The 13,805-nt window shown below is 65.6% G+C and carries 10 protein-coding genes and 1 tRNA gene; 7 read left to right on the forward strand and 4 right to left on the reverse strand.

The features are described 5' to 3' along the window. Positions 1-28: 28 nt before the first annotated feature. Complete coding sequence (locus PSET11_RS08725) at positions 29-784, reverse strand: phosphatase PAP2 family protein (protein ID WP_124091710.1); 756 nt, start codon at positions 782-784, stop codon at positions 29-31. 59 nt (positions 785-843) lie between these two features. On the opposite strand from PSET11_RS08725, the gene tadA reads away from it, so the two are divergent. Further along, positions 844-1,335, forward strand: coding sequence for a tRNA adenosine(34) deaminase TadA (gene tadA, locus PSET11_RS08730; RefSeq protein WP_124091711.1), 492 nt, complete (start codon positions 844-846; stop codon positions 1,333-1,335). Between the two features lie 12 nt (positions 1,336-1,347). On the opposite strand, the gene PSET11_RS08735 is transcribed toward tadA, so the two are convergent. Both PSET11_RS08735 and PSET11_RS08740 read right to left on the reverse strand, forming a co-directional pair. Then, positions 1,348-1,740 carry a 6-pyruvoyl trahydropterin synthase family protein gene (locus tag PSET11_RS08735; protein ID WP_124091712.1) on the reverse strand — a complete coding sequence of 131 codons (393 nt, stop codon included), beginning with the start codon at positions 1,738-1,740 and terminating at the stop codon, positions 1,348-1,350. Next, positions 1,740-2,744: a zinc-dependent alcohol dehydrogenase gene (locus PSET11_RS08740; protein WP_124091713.1), complete on the reverse strand. Its 1,005-nt coding sequence runs from the start codon at positions 2,742-2,744 to the stop codon at positions 1,740-1,742. Before PSET11_RS08740 ends, PSET11_RS08735 begins: the two co-directional genes overlap by 1 nt. Positions 2,745-2,874: 130 nt before the next feature. On the opposite strand from PSET11_RS08740, the gene PSET11_RS08745 reads away from it, so the two are divergent. Continuing rightward, positions 2,875-2,961, forward strand: a tRNA-Ser gene (locus PSET11_RS08745). 241 nt (positions 2,962-3,202) lie between these two features. On the opposite strand, the gene PSET11_RS08750 is transcribed toward PSET11_RS08745, so the two are convergent. After that, entirely contained in the window at positions 3,203-6,154 is a 2,952-nt protein-coding gene (locus PSET11_RS08750; RefSeq protein WP_124091714.1) for an exo-alpha-sialidase, read from the reverse strand. 158 nt (positions 6,155-6,312) lie between these two features. Here PSET11_RS08750 and PSET11_RS08755 point away from each other — a divergent pair, with 158 nt between their 5' ends. The 5 genes from PSET11_RS08755 (at position 6,313) to PSET11_RS08775 (ending at position 13,632) form a co-directional block, all read left to right on the forward strand. Beyond that, positions 6,313-8,004 (forward strand): sialidase family protein, encoded by a 1,692-nt coding sequence (locus PSET11_RS08755; RefSeq protein WP_124091715.1) that lies wholly within the window; start codon positions 6,313-6,315, stop codon positions 8,002-8,004. 71 nt (positions 8,005-8,075) lie between these two features. Beyond that, a complete protein-coding gene (locus PSET11_RS08760) occupies positions 8,076-9,716 on the forward strand; it encodes an ABC transporter substrate-binding protein (protein ID WP_124091716.1) in 1,641 nt (546 codons plus the stop codon). Between the two features lie 20 nt (positions 9,717-9,736). Further along, positions 9,737-10,693, forward strand: coding sequence for an ABC transporter permease (locus PSET11_RS08765; RefSeq protein WP_124091717.1), 957 nt, complete (start codon positions 9,737-9,739; stop codon positions 10,691-10,693). Positions 10,694-10,696: 3 nt separating this feature from the next. Then, complete coding sequence (locus PSET11_RS08770) at positions 10,697-12,841, forward strand: dipeptide/oligopeptide/nickel ABC transporter permease/ATP-binding protein (protein ID WP_124091718.1); 2,145 nt, start codon at positions 10,697-10,699, stop codon at positions 12,839-12,841. Then, positions 12,838-13,632, forward strand: a complete 795-nt coding sequence (locus PSET11_RS08775; protein WP_124091719.1) for an ATP-binding cassette domain-containing protein — start codon at positions 12,838-12,840, stop codon at positions 13,630-13,632. The genes PSET11_RS08770 and PSET11_RS08775 overlap by 4 nt, the downstream gene beginning before the upstream one ends. The last annotated feature ends 173 nt before the right edge of the window (positions 13,633-13,805 follow it).

Below are 13,805 nucleotides of genomic sequence, written 5' to 3' on the forward strand. Positions count from 1 at the left end.
CATTCGGTGGACTCCCTCAGCCCGCTGCCTAGACGGCGCCTGCCCCGGTGGCCGTGCCGCCGTCGTCGTTCCTTGCAGCGGTTTCCCGCGATTTTCGGCGCGCTAGGTGAAACAGCCGGTGGGCCAGGATCACCAGACCAACCCACGCGAGGCCCAGTAGCCAGCCGGCCATCACGTCCGTCAACCAGTGGTGGCCCAGGAAGACGCGGCTCAACCCGATGGCCGCGATGAACAGCGCGCCGGCCGTGATCGCCGTAATCCGCGCCCATAGAACCGTGAATTGCAGGCACATGAGGTAGACCAGCACGCCGATCACCACGGTGGTGTTCAGGGTGTGGCCGCTGGGGAAGGACGGTGAGGTTTCGTAGGGCGGGACGGCGTCCGCGAAGTCGGGCCGGGACCGGCCCACTAGCCGTTTGCCCACTGAGGTGACGGTGAGCGAGACCGCCGCAGCGCCGGCCACCATGAGGAACGGCCGCCAGGTTCGGCTGAGGAAGGTAAGCCAGGCGGTGAAGATGGTTGCCACGATGGTCATGCCTATTGCGCCGCCAAGGTTGGTGAACGCCGTGACCCACGCGTTGGCATCGGGGTTGCGGAGCGACTCAGCGAACTGGAGGGCCGGGAGGTCCAGGGTGGCGAGGCCTTGATCGTCCACCACATCTTCATAGACTTCCGCGCCGAGGAGGGCGAGCGTGATGACCAGCGCTCCGCCGATCAGCATAGTCACCCAGAAGGTGGCGTAGGGCTTGATCCAGCGGTCCACACGATCGCGGACGGTACTCATGATGCCTCCTGGCGACTGCGCGTCACGGCTCGACGGTCCCTCGAAACTATCATTGAGGCATGGCCCCGGCAGCTGATGGACACGACGCGTGGATGGGCCTTGCCCTGGCCGAGGCGCGGGCAGCGCTCAGCACCGAGGATGTGCCCATCGGTGCGGTGGTGGTGGGGCCCGACGGCGGCGTGCTGGGTTTGGGCCGGAACCGTCGCGAGGAGCTGGGCGACCCCACCGCCCATGCCGAGGTGGTTGCCATCCGGGAGGCCGCGGCAGCGCTTCGGTCGCGGGCTGCCTCCGATGGCTGGCGGCTTTCCGACTGCACCCTGGTGGTCACGCTGGAGCCGTGCGCCATGTGCGCGGGGGCGATTGTGCTGGCCCGCATTCCGCGCGTGGTTTTCGGCGCTTGGGACGAGAAGGCTGGTGCGGCGGGGTCGGTGTTCGACGTGCTGCGGGAGCGCCGGTTGAACCATTGGGTTGAGGTGTACGCCGGGGTGCGCGAGGACGAGTGCGCGCAGCTGCTGCGGACGTTCTTCGCCGGGCACCGCACCCAGTCCTGATTTTCCGCCGCGTCAGCTGAGGTCGAGCGCGAAGGTGGCCCAGGCGTCCGGATTTTCGCGCAGGGTGACGTCGACGCCTGCGAGCTCGGCGCCGTCGTCCGTGTTTTTGATTTTGGCCGCCACCGCCCGGGCAACGAATTCCGCCAGCGCCTCGGTGGTGCTGAGCTTGCCGGCGAAAGCCGGGTGCTCGTCTAGGTTCTTGTAGTTAAGGTCGGCCAGGACCTCTTCGATGATGGTCCCGGCCGCGCCGATATCGAGAACGATCGCGTCGGTGTTCAGCGCACGACGCCGGAAGGTCACCTCCGCGACGAAGGTTGCACCGTGCAGGCCCTGGGCAGGCCCGAAGACGGGGCGCGGCAGGCTGTGGGCGATCATGAAGTGGCGGCGGACGGTGAGACTGAACATCAGGACTCCTGGACTTCTGGCTGCGGGTATTCGATGACGTGGCAGAGGGCGTCGAGTTCGCCGTCGGCCAAGGCTTGAACTGCGGCGGGGAGCTCGGCGAAGGGTGAGGTGCCACTGAGGAAGGCGTCGAAGACGGGATCGGCAAGGAGCCCGACGGCGAGTTCCAACCTGTCGGCGGTGGTCCTCCGGTGCCGGCGGGCGCGGGCCACCACACCGACTTGGCTGGCGCGGATGGACAACCTGCGGGCATGGAAATCTTCGCCGAGCGGCAGGGTGACCACGCGGTTAGCGAACCAGGACATCTCGATGACGTCGCCCTCGTCGCCTACCAGCTGCAGGCTCCGTTCGAGGCCTTCTTGGGAGGCGGAGCAGTTGAAGACGATGTCGCAGTCGCTGCTGGCTTGGTCCGGGTGAGTGAAATCTACGTTCACGGCGTCGGCGAGCGCTTTTCGGCCTGGATCAAGGTCGATCAGTTGCAGCCGGTCCAGCGGGAATTTCCGCAGCAGCGCGGCCACCATTCCGCCCACCAAGCCCGCTCCGATCACGGCGACCCGGTCCCCGATCCTGGGCCCAGCCTCCCAGAGCCCGTTGATGGCGGTTTCCACGGTGCCGGTGAGGACGGCCCGTTGGGAGGGGACGTTGTCCGGGATCCGCGTGAGTGACTCCACTGGAACCACATACCAATCCTGGTGCGGGTTCAGGCAGAACACCCGCTGCCCCAGCCACTCTGCTGGCCCCTCCTCCACCACCCCGACAGACAGGTAGCCGAACTTCACAGGCCCGGGGAAGTCGCCTTCCTGCCGCGGTGCCCGCATCTCGTCAGCCACCCGTTCCGGAACGTTGCCGTTGTGCACCACCATTTCGGTGCCCTTGCTGATGCCGGAGTACAGCGCCCGGACCAGCACCTCTCCCGGCTGCAGCGGCGGCAGCTCCTCCGTGCGGAGCTCACCCTGTTCGGGGCCTGTGGTCCAGTAGGCGGTGGCTGTTCTTCTGGAAGTAGTCATCTTGCTTATGAATCTAGTCGCCGCGCCGCGGTGGGGAAACCCCCGCTCTGCGGGTTCCGGTACCCCTGCCTGTTTCCTTGTTTGGGCCGTTTTGGGGTTGGACCCTTCACTCCGGTAACCTATTCAGGTTGGTGACGTGTCCGAGCGGCCGAAGGTGCAACACTCGAAATGTTGTTTGGTGTAAAAGCCAACGTGGGTTCAAATCCCACCGTCACCGCGAATGAAAACCCCCGGCAAACCGGGGGTTTTCTGCATTTCGAGAGTGTTCATGGTGCATTTTTGGTGCACTTCTGCGTTGCGCCGGTCCAGCAGCGCACCGCTGACACTCACGATGCAAGCCTTGTCGGACTGCTCCAGTACGGCGCACGCGGTCTTCATCCGAGGACCAGCGCCGCCCCGAACCTCCCGCACCGCAGAGGCGCAGCAGGTTCGAGGCGGCGTGAGAAAAGCCGAGCCGGCTACCCCTTCGGCGTCACCTGCAACCGATCAAAGGCCACCACGGCGCCTGAAGAATCCAGCACCACCACGTCATCGCGGCCATTGCCAACGCTGGCAGGCAGAACGAACTCCAGCGTGTTGGACACGGTGGGGAAGAGCCAGCCGATGCGGTCGGCCTTCTTGTTCAGGTAGACGTAGTACCACTGGCCGAACTCCACGCCCTGCAGGACAACCTTCTGCCCGGTGGCGTACTTGTCCTCGGTCTGCAGATCGATGGGGGACGTGGCGCTCGCCAGCTTCAACTTGGATGCAGCCGGTTCAGAGACCGGCTTGGCCGGCTGCAGGTTCAACGTCAACGCGTCCCCTGTCACCGTCACTGCGGCGGGCCGGGAGCCGTTGGCGGCCGTGGCCTCGAAGGACGCCGGCGCCAGGGAGCCCGCCGCAACATCGGCGGCGGTCAGGCGGTATTCGCGGGTGGCAGACACGGACTCACCAGCGGCGAGCGCCGCCGTCGTGATCCCCGCGGCGTCGGCAGACAGGCCGGTCAGCGGCACGTTGCCCGCGTTCCCCACCGTGTACGTGTAGGTGACCAGGTCGCCGGCGCTGGCGTACCGGTCGCCGTCGGAATCTGCCCATGCCGCAGTGACCGTGCCATCAAGCTTGGCGTCGCGGACCTTCAGGTCCACCTCGCCGCCGTCCACCGTGTAGGTCTTGGTGCCCTGACCTGCGGCGGAAACTTCCCAGGTGGTCGACGGCGTGAAGTAACCCTGTGCGGCTTCCGCTGCGGTCACCGTGTGGCGCGGCGTGGCGCAGGTGTACGACTGTCCGGCCGGCAGCACGGAGTAGCGGCAGTTCCCGGCGCCTTCGGGCACGAATGGGCTGAAGTTACCGGCCGTGGGAACCACTTTGGTCGCCAGCGGGCTGGTGTTGGCCGCCGTGAACGTGTACGGCACCTGCTCCCCCGCCGCGTACGGCTGGGTTGCCAGGTCACGCCCGACGTCGGCCCTGGCGCCGCTGATATCGGCACTCACCAGGCCGTCACGCAAGGCAACCCCGGCACCGGTGAAGGGCACCGTTTTGGTGAGTGACGGGGTGGCGCTGGCGGTGATGCTAAAGCTCGCCGCCGGCACAAAGTAGCCGCGCTGCACGTCCGCAGCCGTGACCACATGCTTGGCCGTGGTGCAGTTGAAGGACGCGCCAGCCGCCAGGTTGTTGAACCGGCAGTTGGGGGCCGACGGCGGCAGGAACCCGGAGTCGAACGTCCCGGAGACCGGCACAGCGTTCGCCGTCACGGTGGAGGTGCTCTTCACGGACAAGCTGTAGGTGATGGTCTCCCCCACTGCGTAGGGGTTGGCCTGCACGTCCCTGGCGGGGGCCGTTCCCGTGATGGTCAGCCCCACCTGGGCGTTGACGGGCGCGGTGGCAGCAAACGTCGTCTGCGACACCCGGCCATCCGCCGTCGTGAACGCAGCGTTGAGGTTCTGCGCCCCGCTGGCACCAGCGGGAGCGGTCAGCGCCACACTGACGGTAGCGGACGCTCCGGGCGCGACGGCGGGGACCGGCACGGTGGTTGCCGACCATCCTGCAGGCGTATAGACAGTCGCCGTTGCGCCGGTCAGCGTCGCCGCTTCCTGGTTGCTGACGGTGACCGGAACCTGGGTGGTTCCGCCGGCGGTGACTGCTGTACCGGGAACGGTCAGCGGCGCGCACGCATAGTTCAGCCAGGCATCATCGAAGGCGGCGTACTGCATGCTGTCGGTGTAATTGCCCTCGTAGAGCACGCCAAACTTGCCGTCCTGCAGCCGGGTGATGGTGGAGTACGCGGAGAATCCGGCGCGGAGGGTCCGCACACCTGGCCATGTTGCGCCGTCATCGCAGGACACCCGGACGGAGACGTTCTCGCGGGCTGTCTTGGAATTCGAGTTGGTGAAGACGAGCTTTTTGGCGTCAGCGGAGCCCTGCGCCGCGTTGGGGAACATCCGCGAAATGGAGCCGTTGTTGGCGGGATCCGGCAGCTCGGTGTCTTGGCTGACCGGGCCGTACGTGGCGCCGCCGTCCGTTGACACCGCCACCTTGCGGTAGCCCAGGTTGGCGTTGTCGCGGGAGTTCAACAGGACGCGGCCATCGGAGAGTTCCACGGTCTTGTTTTCGTCCATCCGGTCGCCCACGTTGGCGCCCTTTTGCCATGTGGCGCCATGGTCATCCGAATAGACACTGTAAGCCTGGATCTTGTTGGTCCCATCGGCCTGCCGGACATCGCCGGCATATTGCTGGATGAGTCGGCCCTTGTAGGCACCGTACTTGAGCTGGATGCCTTCGCCGGAGGATGCAAAGTTGGACCGGACATCTCCCGGCACCGGGTTGGTCTTGCTGGTGCCGGGTTTGGTCACGTTGGTGATCAGGCGCGGCGCGCCCCAGGTCACACCGCCATCCGAGGATTCGATCACCGCGGAGGAAATGACGTTCCGGTCAGCATCGTTGTTGCCGAACTGGCTGCCGCCAAAGCCCTGGTCCTTGGAGTAGACGAAGAAGGCGAAGACCTTGCCTGCCTCCGCATCGACAATGTAGGAGGGATCGCTGTAGCCGTACTTGGGGGTACTCGCATTTCCTACCTCACCTGCGGCGATGGTCTGCACCGGCCCCCAGGTGGCGCCACCATCGGTACTGCGGCGCTGCACGATCGAGTTGGCTTGGGGAGCGTCTGCGGCACTGCCCGGCCGGCCGTCCCACGCTGCGAGGACAACGTTGTTACCCAGGTAGGAAAGGGCCGGGATCCGGTAGAAGAAGTTGGCCGCCGTGCGATCGGTGCCGAGGTTCTGCTCGGCAAAGCTCCCCGGCGGGGTAGCGGGATTGGTGGACGGGATAGGTGCGGCGTGTGCCGGCAGGATGCCGGTGGCGAGCAGCGCCAGTCCAGCGGCGCCGGCGCCGAGGATGCGTGCCGCGCCGCGAAGTGCGGGTTTTTGGTTTCTCATGGGGGTCCTCGTTCTGCTGGTGCAATCGGGAGGGCATGTGTCGTAGCTCATACATACAACGTCCTACAAGATACGTTGTATCTCTGTGTCTGACTAGCCCCTCCGTCATTTACGCCAGAGCCCTAACATCACGGGTGACCGCAACCTAGGATGCTTGTATGACATCCCATCTCCTAGCCATCCACGAACAGGTGCTGGCCACCCGCGGCGTGGGCGGCTATCGCCAGTACCGCATTCCCGCCCTCGCCGCCACCCGCGCCGGCACCGTCCTGGCCGCCTACGACGGCCGTCCCAACCTGGACGATCTGCCCAATCCGATCGACCTTCTGGTCCGGCGCAGCAGCGACAGCGGGCGGACCTGGACGGATCAGCAGGTGGTGCGTTCCGGCGTCGGGCTGCAGGGGTTCGGGGATCCCAGCCTGCTGGTGGACAGCGAAACCGGCCGGATCATCATGTTCCACGCCGCCGGCACGCACGCAGGGTTTTTCGAGGCAGTGGAAGGGCTCGAACCGGACGATGCAGTCCAGCACGCCGACCTCAGCTTCTCCGACGACGACGGCCACACCTGGCAGCACCGCAGGCTCACCGACCAACTCAAGGTCCCCGGCGTCACCGGCCTCTTCGCCGCCGCCGGCCAGGGCATCCAAATCCATACCGGCCCCTTCTCCGGCCGCTTGGTGCAGCAGTTCGTGCTCTTGGTGGCGGGGCAGATCATGGCCGCGTCCGCGTACAGCGATGATCACGGCGATTCGTGGACCCTGGGGAAATTACTGGGCCCCGGCCCCCACGGCGTGAATCCCAACGAAAACAAGGTGGTGGCGCTGCATGATGGGCGCCTCCTCCTGCATTCGCGGGCCACTCCGGTCCGACTCGCCGCATACTCGGACGACGGCGGCGCCTCCTGGAGTGACTTGACCCCGATTCCAGATCTCCCGGACCCCAGCGACAACGGCTCCCTGACGCGATTCGACGGGTTGCCGGGAGTAGCGCAGCACGCCGCTCCAGAGACCGACGGCTGGTTGCTGGCCAGCAACAACAACGACCCCGTGCTCCGCCGGAATACCACCCTCAGCCTCTCCACGGACAACGGTGCCAGCTGGCCCAGGAAGCTGGTGCTGTGCCCCGGCAGTTCCGCCTACTCCACCGCCTGCCGGCTTCCAGACGGGAACATTGGCGTCCTCTATGAACGCCAGGGGTACCGGGACATTGTCTTCGCGTCGGTGCCCACGGCGCTGCTCCTGGCGGCAGAAGATACCGGCAACCCCACCAAGGGCGGCCTGGACTTCAGCATGGTACTGCGCTCCATCACCCCTGGCAGGCCGGCAGATTGGCAAGACCTGGGCGAATCGCACGCGCTGCCAGCCAGCGATGCCAGTTGGGACGCCCACACCTGGAAAGAGATCGGCCATGGCTACGGTGCCCAACAAATTCTCGGCACCAGGGAAGCCCAGGATTTGAACTACGGCCCCATCATCCCGGGCTACAAGGCAGGCGATATCTTCGCCTTCACTGGTCTGGTCACGAACAACGACGTAGCACCAGCAACAGCGGTCACCCTGCACGGGCCCGGAGCGGACGCCTTCGGACCCACTAGCCTCAACCCCAGCGAGGAAGCGCGCTTCTTCACCCCCGCCTACACCGTCACGAGCGCCGACATAGCGGCAGGGGCAGCAACTCTCAGCTACGAAATCACGGCAGAAGTGGACGGCGGGCAGGTCCGGATCGGCAAGAAGTTCGCCTTCAACACCACGACAGGTGAGATCTCTGAACAGCTCCTGGACGTCGGGCAACCAGGATCAATCTCCCCCGCCGGGCGCAAACCGGGCGAGCCTCTTGACGAACACCTGTGATGCCCCTTACAGTTTTCTTACGAGCTCGGACATCCTACATCCGATAAACCCTTTCGAATGGTGAGGCCCTCATGAATACCCTTAAGACCCTGCCGCTGGTCAATGACGCCAGCCGCCGCAATTTCCTCAAGATCTCCGGTGCCATGGGCATCGCAGCAGCAATCACCACCTCAGTGGCAGCTTGTGGTGGACCCGCATCCACCACCACCGGTTCCGCCACCAACACGGCAGCCATCAACAAGGACCTCACCATCGAGGCAGGCATCTCCTACGCCCTGTCCACCGGTTTTGATCCCATCTCCTCCTCCGGCGCCACTCCCATGGCCGCCAACCTGCACACCTTCGAGGGCCTGGTGGAACTTCACCCGGCAACGCGCAAGGCCTACAACGCCCTCGCCGCCTCGGACCCCACCATGGTCAACGAGACCACCTACCGGGTCACCCTCCGTGACGGCGCCATGTTCCACAACGGCTCCCCCGTCACCACCGAGGACGTTGTCTTCTCCTTCACCCGCGTGATGGACCCGGCCAACAAGTCCCTGTTCTCCCAGTTCATCCCCTTCATCCAAGAGGTCAAGGCGGTCGACGCCAAGACCGTGGAGTTCACCCTCAAGTACGGCTTCCCGGGCTTCGGTCCCCGCATCTCCGTGGTGAAGATTGTCCCCAAGGCACTCACCAACTTCCCGGTGGGCTCCGACCAGCTCAAGGCTTTCGACGCTGCCCCCATCGGCACCGGCCCCTACAAGCTGATCTCCGCCGTCAAGGACGACAAGATCATCTTCGAAGCCAACAGCGCCTACAACGGCCCCATGCCGGCACTGGCCAAGGGCATGACCTGGCTCCTGCTCTCCGATGCTGCCGCCCGCGTGACCGCCATGCAGTCGGGCCGCGTCCAGGCCATTGAAGACGTCCCTTACCTGGACGTGGACGGCCTGAAGGCCAAGTCCAACGTGGAGGCTGTCCAGTCCTTCGGCTTGATGTTCCTGATGTTCAACTGCTCTGCAGCTCCGTTCGACAATAAGAAGGTGCGCCAGGCACTGCACTACGGCCTGGACAAGGACGCCATCATCAAGAAGGCCCTGTTCGGCAACGCCAAGCCGGCATCGTCTTACTTCCAGGAAGGCCACCCGGACTACGTCAAGGCCAAGAACGTCTATGGCTACGACGCCCAGAAGGCAGCAGACCTGCTCAAGGAAGCCGGCGTCACCAGCCTCGAATTCGAACTCCTCACCACCGACACCGCCTGGGTCAAGGACGTCGCGCCGCTGATGCTCGAGTCCTGGAATAAGATCCCCGGCGTCAAGGTCACCCTGAAGAACCTTCAGTCCGGTGCTTTGTATTCAGACCGCGTGGCCAAGGGCGACTACACCGTCGTTGCGGCTCCCGGCGATCCCTCCGTCTTCGGCAACGACGCTGACCTGCTGCTCAGCTGGTTCTACGCCGGTGACACCTGGATGAAGAACCGCGCCTACTGGGCCACCACTCCGGAGCGCGCCACCCTCGTGGACCTGATGTCCAAAGCCGGCCGCGCGTCGTCGTCGGACGCCAAGGCACTCACCGGCCAGATCGTCGACCTGGTCTCCGAGGAAGTTCCCCTCTACCCGATGTTCCACCGCCAGCTCCCCAGCGCCTGGGATTCCACCAAACTCAGCGGCTTCGCGCCCCTCCCCACCACCGGAGTTTCCTTCGTTGGTGTGGGCCGCACGGCCTGATCTGATCGACGGAGAAGACATTGACCACCATATTGCGACTGCTGGGCAGACGGCTCGCAGCGTTGCCCCTCATGATTTTGGGCATCACGCTGTTAGTCTTCCTGGTCCTCCAGGCAGCACCGGGCGACCAGGCCAGCAGTGCCCTGGGCGAAGGTGCCAGCGAAGAGGCCAAAGAACAGTACCGCGAGTCCAACGGACTCAACGACCCCCTGCCCCTGCAGTACATCAGTTTCCTGGGCCGGCTCCTGCAGTTCGACCTCGGCGTCACCACGCCGCCCGCCAAGCCGGTTGCCGGTATGATCGCCACGGCGTTTCCCCTGACGCTGCAACTGACCTTCCTCGGCGTCATCATCGCCGTGGTGGTGTCGTTGGTGTTCGGCATCATCGGTGCCCTGTACCGGGATAAGTGGCAGGACCAGGTGGTTCGTGTCTTCTCCATCGCGGCGGTAGCAACGCCGTCGTTCTGGCTGGGTATCTTGCTGATCCAGTGGTTCGCCCTCGGCAGCAACCCGCTGTTCCCCTCCGGTGGAATCGCGACGCCGGAATCCGGCTTTGGCGGCTGGCTCAACTCCATGGCCCTGCCGGCCTTGGCCTTGGGCATCCCCGTCTCCGCTTCCCTCATCCGGGTGGTTCGCACTTCGATGGTGGAGGAACTGGACCGCGACTACGTCCGAACGGCCGTAGGCAACGGCGTACCGTACCGCGAAGTGGTCTCCAAGAACGTCCTCCGTAACGCCCTGGTGACCCCGGTGACCGTGCTGGGCCTGCGCGTTGGCTACCTGCTGGGCGGCGCCGTGGTGATCGAAATGATCTTCGCGCTGCCCGGCATGGGCCAGCTGATCCTCAACGGCATCACCAACCTGGACGTCAACCTGGTGCAGGGCGTGGTGCTCACCATTTCCGTCACCTTCGTCCTGGTGAACATCGCCGTTGACCTTCTCTACCTGCTCATCAACCCCCGAATCAGGACCGTGTGACCCATGCGCAGCAAACTCGCTGAACGCCTGAGCGCCCCCGGACTCCGCTTCAAGGCCCTGCCCTGGAGCTCCCGCTTGGCCCTCGTCTTCCTTGTGATCATTGCCGCGGCCGCTATCTTCGCCCCCGTTCTGGCGCCGCACGATCCCCTGGAATCCTTCACCCCGGCCACCCCTCCCGGCGGCGAGCACCTCTTCGGCACCGACCGGTTGGGCCGCGATATCTTCTCCCGGTTGCTGTTCGGTTCGCAGTCTTCGCTGATGATCGGCCTCGGCGCCGTAGCTCTCGCGGTCCTGGTGGGAGCGCTGTTGGGATCCCTGGCAGCCACGTCCAGCAAGACCGTCAATGAGCTGATCATGCGCATCATGGACATCCTGATGGCATTCCCCGGCATCGCCCTGGCCGCCGTGCTGCTGGCAGCATTCGGCAACTCGGTGCCCACCATCATCGTGGCGATCGCCATCATCTACACCCCCCAACTGGCCCGCGTGGTCCGCGCCAACGTGCTCTCGCAGTACGGCGAGGATTACGTCCGTGCCGAGCGGGTCATCGGTGCTGGCCGCTTCTACATCCTGCTCAAGCACATTGTCCGCAACACCGCCGCCCCGGTCCTGGTGTTCGCCACGGTCATGGTGGCTGACGCCATCATCCTCGAAGCGTCGCTGTCCTTCCTGGGCGCAGGCGTCCAGGATCCCGCCCCGTCCTGGGGCAACGTGATCTCCTACGGCCGCAACCTGGTCCTCTCCGGCGGCTGGTGGGCCACCACCTTCGCCGGTCTCACCATCCTGCTCACGGTGCTGGCCCTGAACATCCTCGCCGAAGGCCTCACGGATGCCATGGTCAACCCCAAGCTCCGCCGCGCACCGGTGGTCAAGGACGACGACGGCGCTGACGCCATCACCGCTGTCGACTCCGTGATCGGCACCTCGGTCGCCCAAGGCTCCGTCGTGGAACAACACGAACTCGACGGAGTACAGGCCGCGCCGCGGCACAGCCTATCCGACGACGGCATGGGAGCAGGTGCCGGCGTGCCGGACCTCGGCGCTCCCCTTGAGTCCGCAAACCCGAACGCCCGGCTGGACGAAGAGCTGGACCGCCTCGCGGCGGTGGAAGCCACCCGCACCGACCGGCTCCCTCAGGTTGCGGCCAGCGCCCGGACCGTGCTTGAAGTCAAAAACCTGTCCATCCGGTTCCCGGGCCGCTTCGGTCCAACGGCCATCGTGGACAACGTCTCCTTCACCGTGAAGGAAGGCGAAACCATGGCGCTGGTGGGCGAATCCGGTTGCGGAAAGTCCATCACCTCCTTGGCCATCATGGGGTTGTTGCCCAAGACGGCGGAAATCACCGGCTCCATCACGTTCGATGGCAAGGAACTGCTGGACCCCGCCCTCAAGCACAGCAGCATCAAGGCTTACCAGGGCCTCCGCGGCGAACAGATCGCCATGGTCTACCAGGACGCATTGAGCTCGCTGAACCCGTCCATGAAGATCAAGGACCAGATGTCCCAGTTGACCCGGCGCGGCGGTCGCAAGACGCCCACCGAGTTGCTGGAACTGGTCAAGCTGGACCCGGTCCGGACCTTGGCAAGCTACCCGCACGAGCTCTCCGGTGGCCAGCGCCAGCGCGTCTTGATCGCCATGGCCCTGTCCCGTTCGCCGAAGATCGTGGTGGCCGATGAGCCCACCACGGCCCTCGACGTCACGGTGCAGAAGCAGGTGGTTGACCTGCTCAACGAGCTCCGTGAAGAGCTCGGGTTCGCCATGGTGTTCGTCAGCCACGACCTGGCCCTGGTGGCCTCGCTGGCTCACCGCGTGACCGTCATGTACGCCGGTCAGGTAGTGGAATCCGCACAGACCTCAGCGCTCTTGCAGGATCCCCGCCACGAATACACCCGCGGCCTCCTCGGCGCTGTCCTCTCCATCGAGGCCGACGCCACCCGGCTGCACCAAATCCCCGGCACCGTCCCCTCGCCGCAGGACTTCGCTCCTGGCGACCGGTTCGCGCCAAGGTCCCTGCGGGCCGACGCCGATCCCAACCAACGCTTGGTTCTCACCTCGGTGTCTCCCAAGTCCTCGGTTGCCGCCAGCTCCACCGGCGCCTCCAACACCGAACACTTCTGGGCCAGCCACCTCAAGGAGGATGCGAAATGAGCTCTCCGGTCATTGAACTCAAAAACGTCAAAGTCCACCACCGTGCCCGCTCCGGATCGCTCTTCAAGCCCACCATCGTCAAAGCGGTGGATGGCGTGGACTTCAGCATCAGCCGTGGTGAAACCGTCGGCATCGTGGGCGAGTCCGGTTGTGGCAAGTCCACCCTGGCCTCCGTGTTGGTAGGCCTGCAGGCGCCCACGTCCGGCGAGGTGCTGTTCCACGGCAAGCCGGCCATCAAGCGGAACGCCGCCATGCGGAAGGAATTTGGCCGCTCCGTTTCGGTGGTTTTCCAGGACCCTGCCACTGCGCTGAACCCCCGCATGACCATTGCGGACATCCTCACGGACCCACTCCAGATCCACGGGATCGGAACCGCGGCGTCCCGCGCTGCCAAGGTCAAGGAGCTGCTGGCGCTGGTTGGTTTGCCGGCCTCGGCAGCCGAGGTGACGCCGTCGCAGGTTTCCGGTGGACAGCGCCAGCGCGTGGCAATTGCCCGGGCACTGGCCCTGGACCCGGACATCATCGTGGCGGACGAGCCCACCTCGGCCCTCGACGTCTCGGTGCGGGCACAGGTGCTGAACCTGCTCTCCGACCTGAAGACCCGGCTGAACCTCGGCCTGGTGTTTATCTCGCACGACATCCAGACCGTGCGCTACGTCTCGGACCGGATCTGCGTCATGTACTTCGGCAACATCGTCGAACAGGGCCCCGCCGCGCAGGTCTTTGACACCCCCAGCAATGACTACACCCGCAAGCTGCTCGGCGCCGCGCCCAGCCTGCTGCACACCTAAATGTCGGGCGGACGCCCGGGAGTGGGGGTGGAGACGAAGGGGGTGGGGGGGGGGGGGGGGGGGGGGGGCGGGGGGGCGGGCCGCACCGCCCCCCCCGATGGGGGGGGGGGGGGGGGGGGGCCCCCCCCCCCCCCCCCCCCCCGGCGGCCGCGCGCGCCCACCCCCGCGGGGGG

Source organism: Arthrobacter ulcerisalmonis (assembly GCF_900609065.1).
GTDB lineage: Bacteria > Actinomycetota > Actinomycetes > Actinomycetales > Micrococcaceae > Arthrobacter > Arthrobacter ulcerisalmonis.

What these genes read in the sequence shown, in the direction of transcription:
- PSET11_RS08770 (WP_124091718.1), top strand. Translation starts at nt 10,697, where the DNA reads ATGCGCAGCAAACTCGCTGAACGCCTGAGCGCCCCCGGACTCCGCTTC.
- PSET11_RS08755 (WP_124091715.1), top strand. Translation starts at nt 6,313, where the DNA reads ATGACATCCCATCTCCTAGCCATCCACGAACAGGTGCTGGCCACCCGC.
- PSET11_RS08760 (WP_124091716.1), top strand. Translation starts at nt 8,076, where the DNA reads ATGAATACCCTTAAGACCCTGCCGCTGGTCAATGACGCCAGCCGCCGC.
- PSET11_RS08775 (WP_124091719.1), top strand. Translation starts at nt 12,838, where the DNA reads ATGAGCTCTCCGGTCATTGAACTCAAAAACGTCAAAGTCCACCACCGT.
- tadA (WP_124091711.1), top strand. Translation starts at nt 844, where the DNA reads ATGGCCCCGGCAGCTGATGGACACGACGCGTGGATGGGCCTTGCCCTG.
- PSET11_RS08750 (WP_124091714.1), bottom strand. Translation starts at nt 6,154, where the DNA reads ATGAGAAACCAAAAACCCGCACTTCGCGGCGCGGCACGCATCCTCGGC.
- PSET11_RS08735 (WP_124091712.1), bottom strand. Translation starts at nt 1,740, where the DNA reads ATGTTCAGTCTCACCGTCCGCCGCCACTTCATGATCGCCCACAGCCTG.
- PSET11_RS08725 (WP_124091710.1), bottom strand. Translation starts at nt 784, where the DNA reads ATGAGTACCGTCCGCGATCGTGTGGACCGCTGGATCAAGCCCTACGCC.
- PSET11_RS08740 (WP_124091713.1), bottom strand. Translation starts at nt 2,744, where the DNA reads ATGACTACTTCCAGAAGAACAGCCACCGCCTACTGGACCACAGGCCCC.